At 67.4% G+C, this 23,996-nt stretch carries 22 protein-coding genes; all 22 read left to right on the top strand.

Features of this window, described 5'->3' with window-relative positions; translation table 11 throughout:
- Positions 1-20: 20 nt before the first annotated feature.
- Positions 21-713 carry a flagellar basal body L-ring protein FlgH gene (gene flgH / locus ACZK1G_RS10670; RefSeq protein WP_049442732.1) on the top strand — a complete coding sequence of 231 codons (693 nt, stop codon included), beginning with the start codon at positions 21-23 and terminating at the stop codon, positions 711-713.
- A 2-nt stretch (positions 714-715) separates the two neighbouring features.
- Positions 716-1,852, top strand: coding sequence for a flagellar basal body P-ring protein FlgI (locus tag ACZK1G_RS10665; RefSeq protein WP_101765415.1), 1,137 nt, complete (start codon positions 716-718; stop codon positions 1,850-1,852).
- Position 1,853: 1 nt separating this feature from the next.
- Positions 1,854-3,053: a flagellar assembly peptidoglycan hydrolase FlgJ gene (flgJ, locus tag ACZK1G_RS10660; protein ID WP_049442734.1), complete on the top strand. Its 1,200-nt coding sequence runs from the start codon at positions 1,854-1,856 to the stop codon at positions 3,051-3,053.
- Between the two features lie 8 nt (positions 3,054-3,061).
- Positions 3,062-4,942, top strand: a complete 1,881-nt coding sequence (flgK, locus tag ACZK1G_RS10655) for a flagellar hook-associated protein FlgK (RefSeq protein WP_101765414.1) — start codon at positions 3,062-3,064, stop codon at positions 4,940-4,942.
- Positions 4,939-6,141: a flagellar hook-associated protein FlgL gene (gene flgL / locus ACZK1G_RS10650; RefSeq protein WP_049442736.1), complete on the top strand. Its 1,203-nt coding sequence runs from the start codon at positions 4,939-4,941 to the stop codon at positions 6,139-6,141. The genes flgK and flgL overlap by 4 nt, the downstream gene beginning before the upstream one ends.
- A 422-nt stretch (positions 6,142-6,563) precedes the next feature.
- Complete coding sequence (locus ACZK1G_RS10645; protein WP_049442737.1) at positions 6,564-7,784, top strand: flagellin; 1,221 nt, start codon at positions 6,564-6,566, stop codon at positions 7,782-7,784.
- Positions 7,785-7,856: 72 nt separating this feature from the next.
- Positions 7,857-9,041: a flagellin gene (locus tag ACZK1G_RS10640; RefSeq protein ID WP_049442738.1), complete on the top strand. Its 1,185-nt coding sequence runs from the start codon at positions 7,857-7,859 to the stop codon at positions 9,039-9,041.
- An 86-nt stretch (positions 9,042-9,127) separates the two neighbouring features.
- Positions 9,128-10,306, top strand: coding sequence for a flagellin (locus ACZK1G_RS10635; RefSeq protein WP_049442739.1), 1,179 nt, complete (start codon positions 9,128-9,130; stop codon positions 10,304-10,306).
- Between the two features lie 441 nt (positions 10,307-10,747).
- Positions 10,748-12,166: a flagellar filament capping protein FliD gene (gene fliD, locus ACZK1G_RS10630; protein WP_075674530.1), complete on the top strand. Its 1,419-nt coding sequence runs from the start codon at positions 10,748-10,750 to the stop codon at positions 12,164-12,166.
- Positions 12,167-12,294: 128 nt separating this feature from the next.
- Positions 12,295-12,711: a flagellar export chaperone FliS gene (fliS, locus tag ACZK1G_RS10625; protein ID WP_005416447.1), complete on the top strand. Its 417-nt coding sequence runs from the start codon at positions 12,295-12,297 to the stop codon at positions 12,709-12,711.
- Positions 12,708-13,001 (top strand): hypothetical protein, encoded by a 294-nt coding sequence (locus ACZK1G_RS10620; RefSeq protein ID WP_010485909.1) that lies wholly within the window; start codon positions 12,708-12,710, stop codon positions 12,999-13,001. Before fliS ends, ACZK1G_RS10620 begins: the two co-directional genes overlap by 4 nt.
- A complete protein-coding gene (locus ACZK1G_RS10615) occupies positions 12,998-13,576 on the top strand; it encodes a PilZ domain-containing protein (protein WP_101765413.1) in 579 nt (192 codons plus the stop codon). The genes ACZK1G_RS10620 and ACZK1G_RS10615 overlap by 4 nt, the downstream gene beginning before the upstream one ends.
- Before the next feature lie 92 nt (positions 13,577-13,668).
- Positions 13,669-14,301, top strand: a complete 633-nt coding sequence (locus ACZK1G_RS10610; protein ID WP_005413261.1) for a response regulator — start codon at positions 13,669-13,671, stop codon at positions 14,299-14,301.
- A 323-nt stretch (positions 14,302-14,624) separates the two neighbouring features.
- Positions 14,625-16,034, top strand: coding sequence for an RNA polymerase factor sigma-54 (rpoN, locus tag ACZK1G_RS10605; protein ID WP_101765412.1), 1,410 nt, complete (start codon positions 14,625-14,627; stop codon positions 16,032-16,034).
- Positions 16,035-16,048: 14 nt separating this feature from the next.
- On the top strand, positions 16,049-16,426 hold the full coding sequence (locus ACZK1G_RS10600) for a response regulator (protein ID WP_010485922.1): 378 nt from the start codon (positions 16,049-16,051) through the stop codon (positions 16,424-16,426).
- Complete coding sequence (locus ACZK1G_RS10595) at positions 16,423-17,925, top strand: sigma-54 dependent transcriptional regulator (protein ID WP_101765411.1); 1,503 nt, start codon at positions 16,423-16,425, stop codon at positions 17,923-17,925. Before ACZK1G_RS10600 ends, ACZK1G_RS10595 begins: the two co-directional genes overlap by 4 nt.
- Positions 17,926-18,110: 185 nt before the next feature.
- Complete coding sequence (locus tag ACZK1G_RS10590) at positions 18,111-18,527, top strand: hypothetical protein (RefSeq protein WP_101765410.1); 417 nt, start codon at positions 18,111-18,113, stop codon at positions 18,525-18,527.
- Positions 18,528-18,947: 420 nt separating this feature from the next.
- Positions 18,948-19,313, top strand: a complete 366-nt coding sequence (gene fliE / locus ACZK1G_RS10585) for a flagellar hook-basal body complex protein FliE (protein WP_014037113.1) — start codon at positions 18,948-18,950, stop codon at positions 19,311-19,313.
- Between the two features lie 13 nt (positions 19,314-19,326).
- A complete protein-coding gene (gene fliF, locus ACZK1G_RS10580; RefSeq protein WP_101765409.1) occupies positions 19,327-20,973 on the top strand; it encodes a flagellar basal-body MS-ring/collar protein FliF in 1,647 nt (548 codons plus the stop codon).
- Positions 20,974-20,980: 7 nt separating this feature from the next.
- Entirely contained in the window at positions 20,981-21,967 is a 987-nt protein-coding gene (gene fliG, locus ACZK1G_RS10575; RefSeq protein WP_024958226.1) for a flagellar motor switch protein FliG, read from the top strand.
- A complete protein-coding gene (locus ACZK1G_RS10570; RefSeq protein WP_075674536.1) occupies positions 21,964-22,605 on the top strand; it encodes a FliH/SctL family protein in 642 nt (213 codons plus the stop codon). The genes fliG and ACZK1G_RS10570 overlap by 4 nt, the downstream gene beginning before the upstream one ends.
- Positions 22,602-23,996 (top strand): flagellar protein export ATPase FliI, encoded by a 1,395-nt coding sequence (gene fliI, locus ACZK1G_RS10565; protein WP_197622104.1) that lies wholly within the window; start codon positions 22,602-22,604, stop codon positions 23,994-23,996. The genes ACZK1G_RS10570 and fliI overlap by 4 nt, the downstream gene beginning before the upstream one ends.

The raw sequence follows: 23,996 nt of genomic DNA, 5'->3' as shown, positions 1-23,996 counted from the left end.
GGCCCAACCGGGAAACCGCCATGTCGCCCCTTTCCAGACTCCTCCGCACTGCCCTCGCCTGCACCGTGGTCGCCCTGCTCGGTGGCTGCGTGATCGCCGGCGACGTGCGCCCCTACGCGGCGATGGCGCCGATCCAGCCGATCATGCCGCCGCAGGCCGCGCCGACCGCCGGTGCGATCTACGCCGCCGGCCCGACCCTGCAGCTGTACTCGGACCGCCGCGCACGCGATGTCGGCGACCTGCTGACCATCACCCTGCTGGAAAACACCACCGCGCAGACCAGTGCCAACACCGCCACCAACAAGGAATCCAACCTGAGTCTGGGCACCCCGTCCATCCTCGGCGCACCGGTCACCCTGGGCGGCAAGGACATCCTCAGTGCCACGGCGGCGGGCAAGCGTGACTTCACCGGCAAGGGCAACAGCGCGCAGAGCAACCGCCTGCAGGGCAGTGTCACGGTCACGGTGATCCAGCGCCTGCCCAACGGCAACCTGGTGGTACAGGGGCAGAAGAACCTGCGGCTGAACCAGGGCGATGAACTGGTGCAGGTGCAGGGCATCGTGCGCCCGGGTGACATCAGCCAGGACAACACCATTCCTTCCAGCCGCGTGGCCGAAGCCCGCATCGTCTACGGCGGCCGCGGCCCGGTCGCGCAGTCCAACGCGATGGGCTGGCTGAGCCGCTTCTTCAACTCCGGCCTGACGCCGTTCTGAGTATGGCCATGAAAATCCTCCTTTCTTCTTCCTGGCAGCGCCGCGTGGCATCGTTCCTCGCGTTGATGCTGCTGGCCGTGGCAGCACCGGCCAGCGCCGAGCGCATCAAGGACCTGGCCCAGGTCGGCGGCGTGCGTGGCAATGCCCTGGTGGGCTACGGCCTGGTGGTCGGCCTGGACGGCAGCGGCGACCGCACCAGCCAGGCACCCTTCACCGTGCAGAGCCTGAAGAACCTGCTCGGCGAGCTGGGCGTGAACGTGCCGGCGAACGTCAATCCCCAGCTGAAGAACGTGGCGGCCGTCGCGATCCATGCCGAGCTGCCGCCGTTCGCCAAGCCGGGCCAGCCGATCGACATCACCGTGTCCTCGATCGGCAACGCAGTGTCCCTGCGTGGTGGTTCGCTGCTGATGGCCCCGCTGCGCGGCGCCGACGGCCAGATCTATGCCATCGCGCAGGGCAACCTGATCGTCGGCGGCTTTGGTGCACAGGGCAAGGATGGCTCGCGCGTCTCGGTGAACGTGCCCAGCGTCGGCCGCATTCCCAATGGCGCCACGGTTGAACGTGCCCTGCCCGATCCACTCGCCAATGGCGGCGACATCACCCTGAACCTGCACAACAACGATTTCACCACGGTCTCGCGCATGGTCGCCGCGCTCAACAACGCGTTCGGCGAAGGGGCTGCGCGTGCGGTTGACGGCGTGACCGTGGCGGTGACTGCGCCGACCGATCCGGGCGCGCGCATCGGCCTGCTGGCGCGCATCGAGAACCTGGAGCTGACCCCGGGCAGCGCCCCGGCCAAGGTGGTGGTCAATTCGCGTACCGGCACCGTGGTCATCGGCCAGCAGGTGCGGGTCGGCCCGGCGGCGATCGCGCATGGCTCGCTGACGGTGACGATCCAGGAGAACACCAATGTCAGCCAGCCCAATGCCCTGTCCGGCGGCCGCACCGTGGCCAGCCCGCAGTCGACCATCACCGCCACCAACGACGGCAGCCGCATGTTCAAGTTCAGCGGCGGCACCACCCTGGACGAGATCGTGCACGCGGTGAACGCCGTGGGCGCGGCACCGGGCGACCTGATCGCGATCCTGGAAGCCCTGAAGCAGGCTGGCGCATTGAGTGCCGAGCTCGAGGTGATCTGACATGCGCATCAATCCCGCATTCGACCTGCACCCGGCGCAGCAGAACGACCCGGCCAAGATCGACAAGGTCGCGCGCCAGCTGGAAGGCCAGTTCGCACAGATGCTGGTCAAGAGCATGCGCGATGCCAGCTTCGGCGACTCGCTGTTTCCCGGCGAGAACAAGATGTTCCGCGACATGTACGACCAGAAGATTGCCGAGGCGATGACCCGCGGCAAGGGGCTCGGCCTGTCCGGCATGATCACCCGCCAGCTGTCCGGCCAGGCCGCCGAAGGCCCCGCGCTGGATACCCGCGTGGACCCGGCCAAGGCCAGCCGCGCCTACCAGCTCAACGCGCCGGCCAAGCCCGCACCCTCGCTGCCGCTGGAAGATGGCAGCCAGGCCGTGCGCATGCTGCAGCAGATGGCGGCCGGCGCACAGCACGGCGCACAGGCAGCGCTGGCACCGATGGAGCAGGCGCTGGACCTGATCGCCGGTCGCGAAAGCAGCAGCCTGCACCGCTCGCTGGGCACCGAAGATCCATACATCGGCAACCTGCAGGGCCAGGACTGGTCCGCCAACAACGACCAGTGGTCGGCGACGGCCAGCAATCGCGGCACGGCCATCAGCCCGGCCGATGCGCTGGCCACCCGCACCGCCGTGGCCCAGCTGGGCGCGCACACGCCGGAAGGTTTCGTCGCCAGCATCTGGCAGCACGCGCAGAGCGCGGCCAGGGAACTGGGCGTGGATGCCCGTGCGCTGGTTGCCCAGGCCGCATTGGAAACCGGTTGGGGCAAGCGCCACATCCGCCAGTCCGACGGCAGCACCTCGCACAACCTGTTCGGCATCAAGGCCACCGGCTGGAGCGGCCAGCGCGTTGAAGCCGGCACCCACGAATACGTGGATGGCGTGCGCCGCAACGAAACCGCCAGCTTCCGTGCCTACAGCTCGCCGGCCGAAAGCTTCGCTGACTACGTGCGCCTGCTGAAGACCAGCCCGCGCTACCAGCAGGCCCTGCAGGCCGGCACCGATGTGCAGGGCTTTGCCCGTGGCTTGCAGCGCGCCGGCTACGCCACCGACCCGCGCTATGCCGCCAAGATCGCCGCGATCGCCGGCGGCCCGACCATCGAGCGCGCCGTGGCCGCCGTGGCCGACGCCGGCTCGCGCCTTGGCCAGACCTTCGCCAGCACCGCGACCGCGGCGCTGGGTATCACTCGTCGTTGAGGAACACCATGTCCAGCGTACTTTCCACCGGTACCGGTGCCCTGCTCGCCTTCCAGCGTGCGTTGGCGACCACCAGCCACAACGTGGCCAACCTCAATACGCCCGGCTACAGCCGGCAAAAGGTCAACTTCGCCACCGCCGATCCACAGAACTATGGCTATGGCACGGTCGGCAACGGGACCCGCATCACCGACATCCGCCGCACGGCCGACCAGCTGGCGATCTCGCGCCTGCTCGACAGCAGCGGTGAACTGGCGCGCCTGAAGCAGCTTTCGGGCATGGCCGACCGGGTCAACGCGCTGGTTTCCGACCCGGCCACCAATGTGGCCGGCGTCTGGTCGAACTTCTTCGATTCGGTCAGCGGCCTGTCGTCCAACGCGGCCGGCACCGCCGACCGCCAGAACATGCTCGACGGCGGCAAGGCGTTGGCCAACCGCTTCGTGCAGCTCAACACGCACCTCAACAACCTCAACAGCGAGGTCAACAACGGCCTGCTGGCCGGTGCCACCGAGGTCAACCGCCTGGCGCAGGAAATCGCGCAGATCAACGGCGCCATCGGCACCAACATCGCCTCTGCGGCCCCCGACCTGCTCGACCGCCGCGACCAGCTGATCACCCAGTTGATCGGCTACACCGGTGGCACGGCGGTGATCCAGGACGGCGGCATCATGAATGTCTACACCGCCGGCGGCAACGCGCTGGTGGTGGGTACCACGGCGACCAAGGTCACCACCGTGGCCGATCCGTACCAGCCCGAGCGCCTGCAGCTGGCGCTGGAGACCCAGGGCAACACCATCCGCCTCGATCCGAAGGCGGTCGGCGGCCAGATCGGTGGCCTGCTGGAGTTCCGCGACACCGTGCTGACCCCTGCCCAGGCCGAACTGGGCAAGCTGGCGGTGGGCCTGGCCGAAACCTTCAACCAGGCGCACCACCAGGGCGTCGACCTGTATGGCCAGATGGGCGGGGACTTCTTCAACATCGGCAACCCGCGCGTCACCGGCAACAACAGCAATACCGGCACCGCCAGCCTCAGCGCGACCTACGGCGACCTGGGCAAGCTGGACGCGCAGAACGTGGTGCTGCAGTTCGATGGCACCAACTGGAAGGCCAGCCGCGCCGACACCGGCGCCAGCATTCCGCTGACCGGAACCGGCACCGCCGCCGATCCGCTGCTGATCAACGGCGTCAAGCTGGTCGTCGGCGGCACGCCGGCTGCCAATGACCGCTTCCTGCTGCAGCCGACCGCTGGCGTGGCCGGCAGCATGGAAGTGGCGATCACCGATCCGTCGCGCATCGCCGCCGCTGCGGCGGTGAAGGGCGCGGCCGCCACCGCCAATACCGGTACCGGCAAGCTGAGCGGCGTCACCGTCACCGATTCGACCAACGCCAACCTGCGCAATCCGTCGGCGATCGTGTTCACCTCGGCCACCACCTACACCATCGACGGTGGCCCGCCGCAGACCTACACGCCCGGCCAGACCATCAGTGCCAATGGCTGGAGCTTCGTGCTGGACGGTGCACCGAAGGTGGGCGATACCTTCAACATCACCCCGACCCCGGCCGGTTCGTCGGACAACAGCAACGCCTCCAAGCTGGCCAAGGTGGAAAGCGCGAAGGCGTTCAACGCCGGAACGGTGACACTGAACGGTGCGCTGGGTGGCCTGACCACCCAGGTCGGCGCTGCCGCACGCTCGGCCGAGTACTCGCTCGACGCGCAGCTGGTGATCAATGACAAGGCGCAGGAAGCCCGCGATGAAATCTCCGGCGTGAACCTGGACGAGGAAGCCGCCGACATGCTGCGCCTGCAGCAGGCTTATCAGGCCGCCTCGCAGCTGATCTCCACCGCCGACAGCATGTTCCAGACCATCCTGGGAGCCGTCCGCCGATGAGCAGCCGCATCTCCACCAGCATGATGTTCAACCAGTCCGTGTCGCTGATGATGGCCAAGCAGGCCAAGCTCAGCCACCTGGAGCAGCAGATCGCCACCGGCAGCAAGATTGTCAGCGCCAAGGACGATCCGGTTGCCGCCGGCACTGCGGTCGGCCTTGACCGCAGCCTGGCCGCACTGGACCGCATGAAGCTCAACGCCGGCAACGTGCAGAACCGCCTGGGCGTGCAGGAAAACACCCTTGCGCAGGTCAACGACCTGATGGCACGCGTCAACGATCTGACCATCCAGGCCAGCAATCCAGCGCTGAGCGCGGCCGACAAGAAAACGCTGATCACCGAAGTCAACCAGATCCGCGATGGCCTGCTGTCGCTGGCCAACGCCGATGATGGCACCGGTCGCTACGTATTCGGTGGTACCAACGACGGCGACCCGCCGTTTGCCAAGATCAACGGCAAGGTGGTCTACCGCGGCGACCAGACCCAGCGCCAGATCGAAGTGGGCCCCGATACCTACGTGCGCGATGCCCTGCCCGGCAGCGAGATCTTCATGCGCATTCCCACCGGCGATGGCTTCGTCGACGGCAGCGCCGCAGCCGGCAACACCGGCAACGGCGTGCTGACCAACGTCACCCGCGACGGCAGCGACAGCTGGAACGGCCAGGGCTTCAGCGTCCGTTTCACCACCGGCAACCAGTACGAGGTGGTGGACGGTGCAGGCAACGTGACCGGTACCGGCACCTACAAGGCCGGCGACGATCTGGAAGTGAACGGTGTGCGCCTGCGTATCACGGGCGCACCGGCGGCGGGCGACAGCTTCAACGTACAGGCCGCCAGCAGCCGCGACATCTTCGCCACCATGGACAACCTGGTGGCAGCGCTGGGCGCCGACACCGGCACCACCGCGCAGATGACCGCGCAGCAGAACCAGCTGCAGAGTGCCTTGCGCGACGTGGCACGCGCGTCCGAGCGGATGATCGACTCGCGCGCTGCCGGTGGTGCGCAGTTGAAGGCATTGGACAACGCGGCCGACATGCGCGAGGCCAATGGCGTGACCCTGAAGACCACGTTGTCGCAGATGCGCGACCTCGATTACGCCGATGCGCTGAGCCAGTACCAGCTGCAGAGCACCGCGCTGCAGGCGGCACAGACGATCTTCTCGCAGATGCAGTCGATGTCGCTGTTCAACAAGCTGCGCTGACGCTTCTCCCGCGTCACCCCTGAAAAGCCGCGATGCCCTGCATCGCGGCTTTTTCCGTTTGCGGGTTCTGCTACCGCTGCGCACGCCGTGCATGCCCCGGCGCTGGCGCCATCTGGCCGTGTCCGGCCGAATTTCCGTGATTGCCCATCAAGCCCGGCCCTGCCCCGCCGATACCTTCATCAGCGCTGGTTGGGCATGCCCAACCGCCCCTTCCGGGGTCGCCTTCACGCCCGACCAAGGCTGAAAAACCCCGGAAAAACAGCTTCCGGCAACGAATTCTGGCTCCAGCGGAATTCACGGCTAAAGGTTGTTGACAAAGCGCCGTTATTCATTTGGCAACAGCGAAGCACACAGCCACACAAAAAAACAGGCGGCGCTTCGTTTCATTCACCAACGGGTTCCATATAAGAGGAGACGACCCCATGGCACAGGTAATCAACACCAATACGATGTCGCTCAACGCTCAGCGCAACCTGAGCACCAGCGGCAGCTCGCTCGCTACCACCATCCAGCGCCTCTCGTCCGGCCTGCGCATCAACAGCGCGAAGGACGACGCGGCCGGCCTGGCCATCAGCGAGCGCTTCACCACCCAGATCCGTGGTCTGGACGTGGCCATCCGCAACGCCAACGACGGCATCTCGCTGGCCCAGGTCGCCGAGGGTTCGCTGAACGAAGTCGGCAACAACCTGCAGCGCATCCGCGAACTGGGTGTGCAGGCGTCCAACGCCACCAACTCGGCCAGCGACCGCAAGGCCCTGCAGGCTGAAGTGACCCAGCTGGTCAGCGAGATCGACCGCGTCGCCAAGCAGGCCGATTTCAACGGCACCAAGCTGCTGGACGGCAGCTTCACCAGCCAGCTGTTCCAGGTCGGCGCCAACGCCGGCCAGGCCATCGCCATCAACAGTGTGGTCAACGCCAAGGCCGATTCGCTGGGCGCGGCCACCTTCGCCAACGGCTACACCGGCACCAGCCTGGCAGCGGCCGACAAGGCCACCGCCGACACCACCTACTCCGGCCTGCAGGTCTCGGTGACCCCGCCGGGCGGCACCGCCACCACGGTCACCATCAGCGACTTCACGGTGAAGGCCGGCGAGTCGATCACCTCGGCCACCGCGGCGGCGATCAACAACAAGCTGGGTGAAACCGGCGTGGTTGCCTCGGTCAATGCCGGCGTCATCAGCCTGGCCTCGGTCAAGGATGGCCAGACCTTCGCCCTGGGTGTCAGCGCGGCGACCCCGCCGGCCGGCGCCACCGCCGCGACCATCGCCGGCCTGGGCCTGACCGAGACCAGCACCAACGGCGGCACCCTGACCGGTGCAGCGGCCAGCTTCGTCAAGGACCTGAACGTCACCACCGCCGAAGGCGCACAGAAGGCGATGTCGATCGTCGACAAGGCCCTGGAATCGGTCAACAGCGTCCGCGCCGACCTCGGTGCGATCCAGAACCGCTTCACCTCGGTGGTGGCCAACCTGCAGACCTCCTCGGAGAACCTGTCCGCATCGCGCAGCCGCATCCGCGATACCGACTTCGCCAAGGAAACCGCCGAACTGACCCGCACCCAGATCCTGCAGCAGGCCGGTACGGCCATGCTGGCCCAGGCCAACCAGGTACCGCAGAACGTGCTCAGCCTGTTGCAGCGCTGACATGAGCCGCCCCCGGGGCACGTCGGGGGCGTCTAACCCAACTCACGTGCAACCGCTCAAGGACCTCTCCTCATGGCACAAGTCATCAACACCAATACGATGTCGTTGAATGCTCAGCGTAACCTGAGCACCAGCGGCAGCTCGCTGGCTACCACCATCCAGCGCCTGTCCTCCGGTTCGCGCATCAACAGCGCCAAGGACGACGCCGCCGGTCTGGCGATCTCCGAGCGCTTCGGCACGCAGATCCGCGGTACCGACGTCGCCATCCGCAATGCCAACGACGGTATCTCGCTGGCCCAGGTCGCCGAAGGTTCGCTGACCGAAATCGGCAACAACCTGCAGCGCGTCCGCGAGCTATCGGTGCAGGCCTCCAACGCCACCAACTCGGCCAGCGACCGCAAGGCACTGCAGGCCGAAGTGACCCAGCTGGTCTCGGAAATCGACCGCGTCGCCAAGCAGTCGGACTTCAACGGCACCAAGCTGCTGGACGGTTCGTTCTCCAGCCAGCTGTTCCAGGTCGGCGCCAACGCCGGCCAGGCCATCGCCATCGACAAGACCATCGATGCCAAGGCCAATGCCCTGGGCGGCGCCAAGTTCGACACCAACTCGCTGGCCCTGGCCGACCCGGGCACCAACGCTGATTTCAGCACCAGCGGCCTGTCCATCAATGGCGTGGCCATTGCCGATGTCTCGGTCAAGCAGGGCGCCGACGCCGCTGCCACCGGCAAGGCCTCGCGTGAAGCACTGGTGACCGCGATCAACGCCAAGATCGGCGAGACCGGCGTGTTCGCGGAAGTGAACGGCACCACCGGCGTGACCCTGACCTCGGTCAAGGACAGCGTCAACGCCGATGGCTCGTTCAAGGCCATCACCGCGACCCCGGGCACCTGGACCGGCGCCACCGCGCCGACCTTCACCGCCTCGACTGCCGCGCCGGCCGCTAAGTACGCCAGCGACCTGGACGTCAGCACCGTGAAGGGCGCCCAGCAGGCGATGGAAATCGTCGACAAAGCCCTGGGTGCGATCAACAGCACCCGCGCCGACCTCGGTGCGATCCAGAACCGCTTCACCTCGGTCGTGGCCAACCTGCAGACCTCGTCGGAAAACCTGTCGGCATCGCGTAGCCGCATCAAGGACACCGACTTCGCCAAGGAAACCGCCGAACTGACCCGCACCCAGATCCTGCAGCAGGCCGGTACGGCCATGCTGGCCCAGGCCAACCAGGTGCCGCAGGGCGTGCTCAGCCTGCTGCGCTGATCCGCTCGCTGATCGACCTCCGGGCGCCGCATGACGCGGCGCCCGGATCCTGAAACACGTTCCACCTTCGCCAAAGGAAAAGCACCATGGCACAAGTCATCAACACCAATACGATGTCGTTGAATGCTCAGCGTAACCTGAGCACCAGCGGCAGCTCGCTGGCTACCACCATCCAGCGCCTCTCCTCCGGTTCGCGCATCAACAGCGCCAAGGACGACGCCGCCGGTCTGGCGATCTCCGAGCGCTTCGGCACGCAGATCCGCGGTACCGACGTCGCCATCCGCAATGCCAACGACGGCATCTCGCTGGCCCAGGTCGCCGAAGGTTCGCTGACCGAAATCGGCAACAACCTGCAGCGCGTCCGCGAACTGTCGGTGCAGGCCTCCAACGCCACCAACTCGGCCAGCGACCGCAAGGCACTGCAGGCCGAAGTGACCCAGCTGGTCTCGGAAATCGACCGCGTCGCCAAGCAGTCGGACTTCAACGGCACCAAGCTCCTGGACGGCACCTTCTCCAGCCAGCTGTTCCAGGTCGGTGCCAACGCCGGCCAGGCCATCGCCATCGACAAGACCATCGATGCCAAGGCCGGCTCGCTGGGCACCTCGACCTTCGCCACCGGCGCAACTGCCGCCCTGGCCGCCAGCACCGATGGTGCCCGCTTCTCCGGCACCGTGATGGGTGTGGACATCGGCACGGTTGAAGTGAAGGCCGGCGCCACCACGGCTGATGCCTCCAAGGCCGTCGCCACCGCCATCAACGCCAAGATCGGCGAGGCCGGCATCTACGCCGAAGCCAATGCAGACGGCTCCCTGAAGCTGAGCTCGGTGAAGGAAGGCAAGGCCGTTGCCACTGCCGATATCGCCCTGATGCGCAGCGACTACGACGCGACCGCCAAGACCTGGGGTACCGCGGCGGCTGCAGGCGCCTACACCGCCGGCACCGATACCTCGGCCAACGTGCAGAAGCTGGACGTGAGCACCGTGCTCGGCGCCCAGCAGGCCCTGGAAGTGGTCGACAAGGCCCTGGGTGCAATCAACAGCACCCGTGCCGACCTCGGTGCGATCCAGAACCGCTTCACCTCGGTGGTGGCCAACCTGCAGACCTCGTCGGAAAACCTGTCGGCTTCGCGCAGCCGCATCAAGGACACCGACTTCGCCAAGGAAACCGCAGAGCTGACCCGCACCCAGATCCTGCAGCAGGCCGGTACGGCCATGCTGGCCCAGGCCAACCAGGTGCCGCAGGGCGTGCTCAGCCTGCTGCGCTGATCCACGGCAAGAAGGCGCCGCTACCGTCGGGTCGAACCGACGGTAGCGGCAACCGGGAAGCCACGATGCACGAAGGCGCGGGCCATGCCCGGCCCGGGATCACTCCCGAACCGGCTTGGCATCGCCCGCTCCTGCGGACCTCTCTTTCAGCGCTGTACCTTTGACTGTACGTACCGGGCGGCTTCGTCTCCCCCCGATTGTCAGTAGCCTGATCCCTCCCCTGCATTGGGGGAGGGCTTTTTGCAGACTCCCGGCAGCCCGCGGTGAACCTACCCGCACCCTGCCCCAACCCTCCTGCAACCCGCGTGCCAGAAACCGCGCCAGGCCATTGGCACGGCACATGCATCAACGAAGTCCTCAAGACCCAGCGGCGCAGGCCGCTATTTTCGTTGACGACGGGCCACCGCACGGCGGCCAGGCCCGGATACCAGGAGAAACGACGTGGCAGACTTTGGATACGGTGGCATCGGCTCGGGACTGGATATTTCCAGCATCGTCAACCAGCTGGTCGCAGCTGACCGCAAGCCCGCCGACAATGCGCTGAACCTGCAGCAGTCCAAGGCCAAGATGCAGCTGTCGTCGATCGGCACCGTCACTGCGGCGTTCGACAAGCTCAAGACGGCATTGACCGCACTGAAGGCCACCACCGCCTTCGATACCCGTACCGTGACCGCCACCGGCAAGGCCGGCCCGACCAACGCCGACGACGTGCTGACCGCATCGGTGGCGCTGTACGACGTCGGCACGACCAAGGCAGCGGCCTCCAACGGCACCCACCTGGTGGAGGTGAAATCCCTCGCCACGGCGCACAAGCTGATTGCCGACACCTCGTTCCCCAAGACCGACACCTTCGGCGCCGGAACGTTGACGCTGACCGTTGGCGTTGGTGACAAGGCCAAGACCATGAACGTGGCGGTGGAGGACGGCGATACGCTGACCACCATCCGCAACAAGATCGACGCCGCCGGCCGCAAGGACGGCGTGCAGGCCACGCTGATCAGCTCCGGCGACAACCAGTACCTGTCGATCGCCCAGGAAAAGACCGGCGCCGCCAATGCGATCAAGCTGGAGTACAGCGGCAGCGACCCGAAGCTGGGTGCACTGGTCGGCAGTCTCAAGCAGAACACCCCGGCGGCCGATGCCGAGCTGACCATCGACGGCGTGACGGTTGTCAGTGCGAGCAACACCGTGGCGGACGCGGTGCCGGGCCTGACCCTGAACCTCAAGATTCCCGGCAAGAGCACGGTGGTGATCAGCACCGACACCGCCGCCGCGACCAAGGTCATGCAGGAGTTCGTGACCGCCTACAACGCGGCGATCGCAGCGATCAATACCGAAACCAAGTACGACGCCAAGACCAAGGAAGCCGCCACGCTGACCGGCGACGCGCAGATGCGTGGCGCCTCCAGCCAGTTGCGCTCGGTGATGTCGGGGGTGTTGAAGGCGCTTTCCGCCGATGGCCTGGACCCGAAGGTGCTGGGCCTGCAGACGCGCGGCTATCCCAACGCCGACGGCACCCTGGTGCTGGACACCACCAAGTTTGCCGCAGCACTGGCCAGCCAGCCCGAAAAGATCCGCTCGGCCATCACCGGCGATACCGGCGGTGCAGGCACGCTGTACACGATGGTCGACGGCTACGTCAGCACCACGGTCGGCAAGGAGGGCGCGTTCGTCGCCCGCACCAAGGGCCTGAACACCACGCTGGACAACATCGACAAGCGCCGCAAGGATCTCGACACGCGCATGAAGAGCGTGGAAGAGCGTTACAAGAAACAGTTCCTGGCGCTGGACAGCCTGATGGGCAAGTTGCAGCAGAGCAATACCGCGCTGCAGCAGCAGCTGGCACAGTTGAACCGCTGACGATGCGTGCGCGGCACTCAAGTTTGCCGTGCAACGCACCGATAACGGACGCAACAGCAATCATCGCCGCGCCGTCGGAACCGATCCCCACGATCACCCGACGGCACCCCGCGCAAGGAGAATCACGAATGTACGGTTCCAGCCGTCAATATGCCGAGCAATACCGCCAGGTGGGAGTGACCAGTGCGGTCGCCGATGCCGATCCGCACAAGCTGGTGGCGATGCTGCTGGCTGGTGCGCTGGAGCGCGTGCGGCGCGCCCTGGCCAGCCTCGAGCGTGGCGACCAGGCCGGTAAGGGCAAGGCGATCGGCGAAGTCTGCGCGATCGTCGGCCACCTCAACGGCTCGCTGGACCATGAGGCCGGTGGCGAGATCGCCGGAAACCTGTCGGCGCTCTATGACTACGTGCTGCAGCGACTGACCGAGGCCAACCTGCACAACGACCGTGCCGCGCTGGATGAATCGCTGCAGCTGCTGGGCGAGATCGACAGCGCCTGGAATGCGATCCCGCACGAACAGCGCCGCCCGGCCGCGGTGGCGCCATGAGCCTGCACGAACTGCATGCGCAGCTGGATGCCTTCGAGAAGGCCTTGGGCGAAGAATCCCTCGACCAGGCCGACAGCCTGCTCGACGGCCACGACAGCACCCTGCACGCCCTGCTCAGCCAGCCGCTGACCGCCGCCGACCACGCTCCGCTGACGGCCCTGTTCGAGCGCCAGCAGAATCTGCTCGGCCTGCTGCGCCAGCGCCGTGATGCCGTGGCCGCACTGATGAACGACGGCCAGCGCTCCCTTCGCGCGGCGCATGCCTACCTGCAGGCAGAATCGCTGGCATGACCTCGCTGCCGACCACCTCGCTGCACCACCCGGCCGAAAGCGAGCTGTTCGACGAGACGCTCAGCTGCGAACTGGCCCTGCCCGTCGAATTCCAGGCGGGCAGCGCGGCCGGCCGCACCAGCAGCGCCGAAGGCCTGCTGCGCAGCCTGGCGCTGGTCGAGGACAGCCGCGTCGACGAGCATGACGAACGCAACGAAGCCAGCCTGCAGCTGCAGCGCCTGGAAGCCAAGCTGGACCTGGCGATGGTGCTGCTCGGCCGGCTGGTGCGCCAGCAGGGCCAGGAGCTGACCCTGCGCCCGGTGCGCTGGTCGCGCCGTGGCATCCGCCTGCAGCTGGGCCCGCGCAGTGGCGCCACCGCCGGCCAGGCCGGCGTGGTGCGCCTGCAGCCCAGCGACTGGCTGCCCGACCACATCGACCTGCCGGTGGAAGTCATCGCCGAGGCGGCCGACGGCAGTGGCGGCCACTTCCTGTGGCTGCGCTTCCAGCGCCTGGGCGACGGCCTGGAGATGGCGATGGAGCGGCACCTGTTCCGCCTGCACCGCCGCCAGGTGGCCGAGGCGCGCCGCACACGTTGAAACCCGCCACCCTGGCACTGCACGGCCGACCCTTGGCGCGCCCGTTCAGCTAAGTTAAGGTGGACTCCCCTACACGGATCCGTTGCGTGCCTGTGCGAGTTCTCATCGTCGACGATCACACCCTCGTCCGCGCCGGCCTGGCGCGGCTGCTGCAGGGGTTTGCCGACGTGCAGCTCGTCGCCGAGGCCAGCAACGCCGAGCAGGCCCTGCAGCTGGCCCTGCAGCACGCACCGGACGTGGTGCTGATGGATCTCTCGCTGCCCGGCCGCACCGGCCTGGAAGCACTCAGCGATATCCGCCTGCGCGCACCCGGCACCCGGGTGGTGATGATGACCATGCACGACGACGCCGCGCACGTGCGCGATGCACTGGATCGCGGCGCGGTCGGTTTCGTGGTCAAGGATGCAGCACCGCAGGAGCTGGAACTGGCACTGCGTGCTGCGCACGCCGGCCAGGTGTTCCTGAGCCCGCAGATCTCGGCCAAGATGCTGGCGCCCATGCTGGGCCGCGAGAAGCCCACCGGCATCGCCGCGCTGTCGCCGCGCCAGCGCGAGATCCTGCGCCGCATCGGCAAGGGCGAAAGCAACAAGGAAATCGCCGCCGATCTCGGCATCAGCGTCAAGACGGTGGAGACCCACCGCGCACGCATGATGGAGTCGCTGGGTTGCCGGCGCGCCAATGATCTGTTGCTGCTGGCCGCACGCCACCAGCACGAGCTGGAATGATTGCCTGCTGGTGGGGTCAGATCCCTTTCCTGTGGAAAGGGATCTGACCCCTGCCCGGCACTGCACCGGCGACGAATTCCCGTCACCCTGACAGGCCCTGACAGGAATCCGTGCACGACGCACCGCGAACACGGCCGGTTCGGCACCACAAATCAATGACTTGGCGGCGGCCTTCGTCAACATCTCGCGCCAATGTGGGGAAAATCCCTACATCCTGTCGGGATATCTACGAAAGCCCTCAGGAACCCCCCGATTCCGCCCCCGCCGGATCAAAAGCAAGATGCGTTCCACAAGGCGCCGGGGAGCGGTGCCGGGGAACCACGATGAAGGCTGCACTCTCGACCCAGCTGGGCCAACAACTTCACCTCACCCCGCAGCTGCTGCAGTCGATCCGGCTGCTGCAGCTCGATGGCCTGCACCTGGAACAGGAAATCCAGCGCCTGCTGGACTCCAACCCGTTGCTGGAGATCGAAGAGGCCGAAGCGCCCGCGGCCGAGGCCACTGAAGCGAGTGCCACCACCCTCGACACCGCCGCCTTCGACGAACTGCCCGAGTCGTCGATGTGGGACGTGGCGGGTGCCAACTGGCAGGACGGTGACGACGACCGCATGGCGCGCATCGCCGCCGGCGAGTCGACCGACCCGCAGCTGCGCGTGCTGCAGCGCCTGTCGCTGGACATGGACGACGGCCAGCTGGCGGTGGCTGCATTCTGGCTGGACCACTGCGATGAAGCCGGCTACCTGCAGGCACCGCTGGACCAGCTGCAGCTTCTCGCCAGCGCCCAGTTCGACATTGCCGCCGACGGCGTCGAAGCCATCCGCCAGCAGCTTCTGCACGGCGAGCCTGCCGGCATGGCCGCACGGGACCTGCGTGAAGGCCTGCAGGCGCAGCTGCGCAGCCTGCACGGCGTGGTACCGGCCCGCCATCTGGCGGCCCGCATTCTCGATGGCGCGCTCGATGCGTTGGCCGCCCACGACTACCCCGCCCTCGCCCGCCAGCACGACGCCGAGATCGACGACGTGCGCGAGGCGGTGCGCCTGATCCTCTCGCTGCAGCCGCGCCCCGGCGACAGCCTGCTGCCCGAACGCAACGCCGTGGTGGTGCCGGACGTGGTCGCCTGGCACGCCGATGGGCAGTGGAAGGTCGCCCTGAACCCGGCCACCAGCCGCCGCGTTTCGATCAACAGCCAGTACGAACAGGCCCTGGCCGAAACCAGCGAAGCCGCCCCGGCGCTGCGCGAGATGCTGCAGGAAGCACGCTGGTTCAGCCGCGGCCTGTCGATGCGCTACGACACCCTGCTGCGCACCGCACGGGTGATCGTCGAGCGGCAGGCCGCCTTCCTGGTCCGTGGCGAAGAGGCCATGGCCCCGCTGACCCTGAAGGAAGTGGCCGAAGAAATCGGCATGCACGAGTCCACCGTCTCGCGTATCACCACCGGCAAGTTCCTGCAGACCCCGCGCGGCACCTTCGAACTGAAGCACTTCTTCGCCGTGCGCCTGGAAGGCGCGAGCGTCTCCGGCCAGGCGGTGAAGGCCATGGTCCGCCGCCTGATCGACGCCGAACCGGCCGGCCGCCCTCTGGCCGACGAGGCCATTGCCGGCCTGCTGTCACGCCAGGGGGTGAACATTGCACGCCGAACCGTCGCAAAATACCGAGAACAACTGGATATCGCCCCGGCCCGCGAACGGCGCCGGCTCAGCGCCAGGCAACCCCAGCTGGCCCGGGTGGGCTGAAAAGGATGTTGGACATGAACAAGCTCACGGTCCTGCTGGTCGATGACCACGAGGGCTTCATCAATGCGGCGATGCGCCATTTCCGCAAGATCGACTGGCTGCAGATCGTCGGCAGCGCCGGCAACGGCCTGGAAGCGATCGAACGCTCGGAAACGCTGCGCCCGCAGGTGGTGCTGATGGACCTGGCGATGCCGGAAATGGGCGGCCTGCAGGCCACCCGCCTGATCAAGTCGCAGGACGATGCACCGTACATCGTGATCGCCAGCCACTTCGACGACGCCGAACACCGCGAACACGCGCTGCGTGCCGGCGCCGACAATTTTGTCAGCAAGCTGTCCTACATCCAGGAAGTCATGCCGATCCTGGAAGGCCTCAGGGAGGATCGATCGTGAGCGAATCGCGCATCCTGGTGCTGGACAACGACGCCGTGCGCGCTGAGCGCACCGTTGCCCTGCTGGAATTCATGGACTTCAACCCGCGCTGGGTGTCCGACGCGGCCGACTTCGACCTGGGCCGCCAGCGCCAGAACGACTGGATGGCGGTGATCGTCGGCAGCCTGGACAACACCGCTGCCAGCGCTGCGCTGTACAACTGGCTGGGCGGCAGCAGCCTGCCGCCGCCGGTGCTGCTGGCCGATGGTGATGCCGCAGCGTTTGCCCAGCAGCACGGGCTGCACGAAGCAAACATCTGGCCGCTCGAAACACCGCTGCGCCACGCGCAGATGGAAGCCCTGCTGCGCCGCGCCAGCCTCAAGCGCCTGGACGCCGAGCACCAGGCCGGCGCCGCGCAGGACCAGGGGCCGACCGGTAACGGCCCGGCAGTGACCGAACTGCGCACCATGATCGAACAGGTGGCCGCGTTCGACACCACCGTGCTGGTGCTGGGCGAATCAGGTACCGGCAAGGAAGTGGTGTCGCGCGCGATCCATCAGCGCTCGCCGCGCCGCGATGGCCCGTTCGTGGCGATCAACTGCGGCGCCATTCCGGCCGACCTGCTGGAAAGCGAACTGTTCGGCCACGAAAAGGGTGCCTTCACTGGCGCACTGACCGCGCGCAAGGGTCGTTTCGAAATGGCCGAGGGCGGCACCCTGCTACTCGACGAAATCGGCGACATGAGCCTGCCGATGCAGGTAAAGCTGCTGCGCGTGCTGCAGGAACGCAGCTTCGAGCGCGTCGGCGGCAACCAGACCATCCGCTGCAACGTGCGTGTCGTGGCAGCGACCCACCGCGACCTGGAAACCCGCATCGCCGAAGGCAAGTTCCGCGAGGACCTGTTCTACCGCCTCAATGTGTTCCCGATCGACGTGCCCGCCCTGCGCGAGCGCCGCGAGGACCTGCCAGCACTGGTGGAAACCATCGCCGCACAGTTGGCCCGCACCGGCCGCGGCGAAGTGCGCTTCACCCCGGAAGCGCTGCAGGCCCTGGCCGGCTACGAGTGGCCGGGCAACGTGCGCGAGCTGACCAACCTGGTCGAGCGCCTGGCGGTGCTGCATCCGGGTGGCTCGGTGCGCGTGCAGGACCTGCCGGCGCGCTATCGCGGCGATGCCGCGCTGGCCGTCCCGGCACCGGCACCGGCGGCTCCGGTCGCCAGCGAAGAACGCCTGGACCTGCGCAGCTTCTCGTTCCATACCCCGGGCAGCGGCGGCCAGCCAGCACTGGAGCACGGCATCGCAGTCAATCGCGCTGCAGCCCCGGCGGCACTCCCCGACGACGGCCTGGACCTGCGCAACCACATGGCCAATATCGAACTGGGCCTGATCAACGAAGCACTGGAACGCACCCAGGGCGTGGTCGCCCACGCCGCCCAGCTGCTTGGCCTGCGCCGCACCACCCTGGTGGAAAAGCTGCGCAAGTACGGCATCGAACGCGAGCAGGCCGAACTGGCCGGCTGAACCGCGTTGCCAGCATGAAGGGGGCACGAACGCCTGGGCTTGCCCGGGCGTTGGTGTTTGTGGCGCCCGGGGTCAGATCCCTTTCCTGCGGAAAGGGATCTGACCCCACTGCATTTGCACGTTTTCCCAGAGACAACGCGGCCGCACCGCGGAGCATGGCATGGACACCCCAAGGAGGTTCCACCATGCATCGCCTTACCCTGCTCGCCGCCCTGCTCTGCCCCGGCATTGCCACCGCCGCCACCTGCACCCTGCCCACCACGCTGGACCAGCGCCAGTTCACCAACCTCAGCGACCCGCTGTACGCACCGGACAATCCCAACGCGGGCCGCATGGTGCAGGTCAGCTTCGCCGGCAGCCAGTACATGCTGGACATCCTCGGCACCGACCTCCGCATCGGCGGCAGCTACCGCTACCAGCGCCTGGCACCGCATATCGCGGAAATCCAGATGACCGAAACCCACCCGGCCGGCCCCGCCCGCTACACCCTGCTGCTGACCTGCCTGGGGGACCGCCAGGGCCACTTCATCTACACCCAGCACGACGGCCCCATCGCACCGCGCCAGCGCCAGAATTCCGGCCACTGGACCCTGCAGCCGTAGGCCAGAAAACCGACGCCGGATAAATGGCGCCTTCAAAGGGGTCAGAGCCCGTTGCGTCGCAACGGGATCTGACCCCGTGCCGACCAACGGTCGGCACCCACCATCAGCAGCAGGTTCTAACAGATCGCGGCCAACTGTCGAAGGCGGGGTGGGTCCGGTTGCGGGGGCGTGAGCGCCATGGATGGCGCGACCGAGCCTACAGGGACGTATTTACGGCGTCCCCCGCAACCGGACCCACCCCGCCATCCCACGGATAGCCCGCCGTTGACGTTGACGTTGACGTTGATTCGGCGGGTGCAGGGCGCAGCCCTGCCAGCACATCCACAACCCTCACTTCACTGAATCGAAAACCGGTTTCGGCACGGCACTTGCACCTGCACCAGCAGACAACCCCATCCCCTGTTTCTGGAACCGTTGCAGATGTCCCACTCCGTCACTTCGATCCTTTCGCAGATCCGCTCCTATCAGACCCAGATGGGACAGCCGGCGCTCAACCCGCTGGGCGAAACGCCGCGCAGCAATGCCCTGCCGGGCACGGTGCTGGATGCGCCGCAGGTGCAGCCGGCCAGCTTCACCGAAACCCTGCGTGGTGCGATTGCCGGCGTCAACGACGCGCAACAGAAATCCGGCGCCCTCGCCAAGGCCTTCGAAATGGGCGACCCCAGCGCCGACCTGGCCAAGGTGATGGTCGCCTCGCAGCAGTCCCAGATCGCCTTCCGCGCCACCGTGGAAGTCCGCAACCGTCTCGTCCAGGCTTACCAGGACGTGATGAACATGCCGCTGTAAGGAACGTTGACGCATGGCACTGACGCTCTCCAAGGACAGCCTGAACGCCGAGAAGGCCGGGCAATGGTTCGACCGCCTGCAGAGTCTGCAGATCACCCGTCGGCTGGGCCTGATGGCGATGATCGCAGTGGCGGTGGCGGCAGGCCTGTCCGTGTTCTTCTGGTCGCAGAAGCCGGGCATGGTCCCGCTGTACACCGGCCTGGACCAGAAGGCGACCGCTGAAGCGACCGACCTGCTGCGCGCCGCGCAGATTCCGTTCGCGCTCGACCCGGCCACCGGTGGCATCACCGTGCCGGAAAAGAACCTGCACGACGCCCGCCTGAAGCTGGCCGGCTCCGGCCTGACCGACAGCGGCAAGCTCGGCTTCGAGCTGATGGAGCGCGACCCGGGCTTCGGCGTCAGCCAGTTCGTGGAAAGCGCGCGCTACCAGCATGCGCTGGAAACCGAGCTGTCGCGCACCATCAACACGCTGCGCCCGGTGCGCGATTCGCGCGTGCACCTGGCCATTCCCAAGCCCAGCGCGTTCACCCGCCAGCGTGACGTGGCCAGCGCCTCGGTGACCCTGGAACTGCGTGGCGGCCAGCAGCTGGAACGCAGCCAGGTGGATGCCATCGTGCACATGGTCGCCGCCAGCATTCCGGACCTCGCCCCGGAACGGGTGACCGTGGTCGACCAGAGCGGACGCATGCTCAGCATCACCGACCCGAACAGCGAGGCGGCGGTCAACGCGGCCCAGTTCGAGCAGGTGCGCCGCCAGGAAACCTCGTTCAACCAGCGCATCCGCGAACTGCTGGAGCCGATGACCGGCCCCGGCCGGGTCAACCCGGAAGTGAGCGTGGACATGGATTTCTCGGTGACCGAGGAAGCCCGCGAGCTCTACAACGGTGAGCCGCAGAAGCTGCGCAGCGAGCAGATGAGCGAGAACACCACCAGCACACCGGGCCCGCAGGGCGTGCCGGGCGCGACCAGCAACAGCCCGCCGGGCCAGCAGGCCGCACCGGCCACCGCGCAGACCCCGACCGAAAGCAGCAAGAACGCGACGCGCAACTACGAGCTGGACCGCACCCTGCAGCACACCCGCCAGCCGGCCGGCCGCATCAAGCGCGTGTCGGTGGCGGTGCTGGTGGACAACGTGCCGCGCGCCGGTGCCAACGGCAAGGTCGCACCGCAGCCGCTGTCGGCCGCCGAACTGACCCGCGTCGAGGCGCTGGTCAAGCAGGCCGTCGGCTTCAACGCCGAGCGTGGCGACACCGTGTCGGTGATGAATGCCCCGTTCGTGCGTGACACCACGCCGGTCGAAGGCCCGGCCTGGTGGGAACTGCCGTGGGTGCACGATGCCGGCCGCATGCTGCTTGGCGCGGTGGTGGTGCTGGCGCTGCTGTTCGGCGTGCTGCGCCCGGCGCTGCGCGCGATCACCGGCCAGGGCAAGAAGAACGACGAACAGGCACTGGAACCGCACACCGCGGACGTGCAGCTGGTCGATGACGATGGCATGCCGCTGCCGGCGCTGGGCGCCGACCGGGCCAGCCTGGGCGGGCCGGATGCGCTGGCCCTGCCGGTGGATTCATATGAGGAACGACTGCGGATGGCGCGTGAAGCCGTGAAGACCGACTCCAAGCGCGTGGCCCAGGTGGTCAAGGGTTGGGTGGCCAATGACTGAGGCACCACTGACCGGCGTGCAGCGCGCCGCCGTACTGCTGCTTTCGCTGGGTGAGCTGGATGCGGCCGAAGTGCTGCGCCACATGGAACCCAAGGAAGTGCAGAAAATCGGCATCGCCATGGCCACCATGACCGACATCACTCGCGAGCAGGTGGAACGGGTGATGGACCAGTTCGGCCAGGAGCTCGGCTCGAAGACCTCGCTGGGCGTTGGCTCGGACGACTACATCCGCAACATGCTGGTGCAGGCGCTGGGCAGCGAGAAGGCCGGCAACCTGATCGACCGCATCCTGCTCGGCCGCAACACCACCGGCCTGGATGCACTGAAGTGGATGGACCCGCGCGCGGTGGCCGACCTGGTGCGCAACGAGCACCCGCAGATCATCGCCATCGTGATGGCACACCTGGAAACCGACCAGGCCGCCGACGCGCTGAAGCTGCTGCCCGACCGTACGCGCGTGGACGTGCTGCTGCGTATCGCCACCCTCGACGGCATTCCGCCGAACGCGCTGAATGAACTCAACGAGATCATGGAGCGCCAGTTCGCCGGCAACCAGAACCTGAAGTCGTCCAACATCGGCGGCGTGCAGTGCGCGGCCAACATCCTGAACTTCATGGACAGCGGCCAGGACCAGGCGATCCTGGGCGAGATCGCCCGCATCGACGCGCCGTTGAGCAACCGCATCCAGGACCTGATGTTCGTGTTCGACGACCTGGTCGACCTGGACGACCGCGAGATGCAGCTGGTGCTGCGCGAGGTCAGCGGCGAGCGCCTGGGCCTGGCCCTGCGCGGTGCCGACATCAAGGTACGCGACAAGATCACCCGCAACATGTCGCAGCGCGCGGCCGAAATCCTGCTGGAAGACATGGAAGCCCGCGGCCCGGTCCGCCTGTCCGACGTGGAAGGCGCGCAGCGCGAGATCCTGGCCATCGTCAAGCGCATGGCCGATGAAGGCACCGTCACCATCGGTGGCAGTGCGGAGGCCATGCTGTGAGCAACGTCGTGCGCTGGCTTGCCCCGGACCTGCTGGCCCAGCCCGAACCGGTGCTGGAGCAGGAGGATGCGTTCGAACTCACCGAGCCGGACCCGGAACACGAACCGGAGCCGCCGCTGCAGCTGCCCACCCTGGAAGAAATCCAGGCAATCCAGGACAGCGCCGAGAAGGAAGGGTTCGATCAGGGCCATGCCGACGGCTACGGCCAGGGCCAGGCCGAGGTACGTCGCCTCGCCGCGCAGATCGAAGGCATCCTCGACAACTTCAGCCGGCCGCTGGTGCGGCTGGAAAACGAAGTGGTCGGCGCACTCGGCGAACTGGCCGTGCGCATCGCCGGCGCGCTGGTCGGCCGCGCCTACGAAGCCGAGCCGGCACTGCTGGCACAGCTGGTCGGTGAAGCAATCGACGCGGTCGGCGGCAGCACCCGCGAGGTGGAAGTGCGGCTGCACCCGGATGACATCGCCGCCCTCGCCCCGCTGCTGAACCTGTCGCCGGCGCAACGCCTGGTACCCGATACCAGCCTCAGCCGTGGCGACCTGCGCGTGCACGCTGAAGCGGTACGCATCGACGGCACCCTGGAAGCCCGCCTGCGCGGTGCGCTGGATGCGGTGATCCGCCAGACCGGAGCAGGCGCATGAGCCCGGAATCGCAAGCCGCGCCACAACCGGCGCCAGCGGCCGACTGGGCCGTGGCCCGCAACCTGCGCCTGGCCAGCCGCCTGGATGGCCTGCGCGTGGACACCGCGCATGGTCGCGGCCTGATCCGCGAGGGCGTGCTGCGCCGCGCGGTCGGGCTCACCCTGGAAGCGGTCGGCTGCGAGGCGCCACTGGGCGCCAGCTGCAAGGTGGAAGTGGTCGATGGTGGCTGGGTCGATGCCGAAGTGGTCGGCTTCGCCGGCGAGCGCACCTACCTGATGCCCAGCGCCGAACTGCACGGCCTGCTGCCCAACGCGCGGGTGGTACCGTCAGCGCGGCGCGGCGGCGTGGAAGTAGGCGAAAGCCTGCTCGGCCGCGTCATCGACAGCGATGGCGTGCCGCTGGACGGCAAGGGCCCGATCCGCGCCGAAGGCCATGTCGGCATGGCCGGCGTCTCGATCAATCCGTTGGCGCGTGAACCGATCACACAGCCGCTGGACGTGGGCGTGCGCGCGATCAACGCGCTGCTGCCGATCGGCCGCGGCCAGCGTGTCGGCCTGTTCGCCGGTTCCGGCGTCGGCAAGTCGACGCTGCTGGGCATGATGACCCGCTATACCGCCGCCGACGTGATCGTGGTCGGCCTGATCGGTGAACGTGGCCGCGAAGTCCGCGATTTCGTCGAGACCACGCTGGGCGAGGAAGGCCTGCGCCGTGCCGTGGTGGTCGCCAGCCCCGCCGACCGGCCGCCGCTCGCGCGCCTGCACGGTGCCTACCGTGCCACCGCCATCGCCGAGTGGTTCCGCGACCAGGGCCTGAACGTGCTGCTGCTGATGGACTCGCTGACCCGCTTCGCCCAGGCGCAGCGCGAGATCGGCCTGTCGGTCGGCGAACCACCGACCACCCGCGGCTATCCGCCCTCCGTGTTCGCCAAGCTGCCGGCGCTGGTCGAACGCGCCGGCAACGGCGCCAAGGGCCGCGGCTCGATCACCGCGTTCTACACCGTGCTGACCGAAGGCGATGATCCGCAGGATCCGATCGCGGATGCCGCACGCGCGATCCTCGACGGCCACATCCTGCTCTCGCGCCGCGTGGCCGACAGCGGCCTGTACCCGGCCATCGACGTCGAATCGTCGGTCAGCCGCGTGGTCACGGAAATCGCCGACGAACCGTGGCGCCTGCGCATCCGCAAGTTGAAGCGACTGGTCTCGGCCTACTCGGCCAACCGTGACCTGATCGCGATCGGTGCCTACCAGCGTGGCAACGACGCGGCCACCGACGAAGCCCTGGAACGCTGGCCGGAAATCATGGAGTTCCTCGGCCAGGACGTTGCCAAGGCCGCAGATCTCCCGCACAGCCAGGCGGCGCTGCAGCGCCTGGTGGAACAAGAGAGTTAA

The organism is Stenotrophomonas sp. 109824_Sma (assembly GCF_056480025.1).
This window is presented reverse-complemented; position numbering and strand designations above follow the sequence as displayed.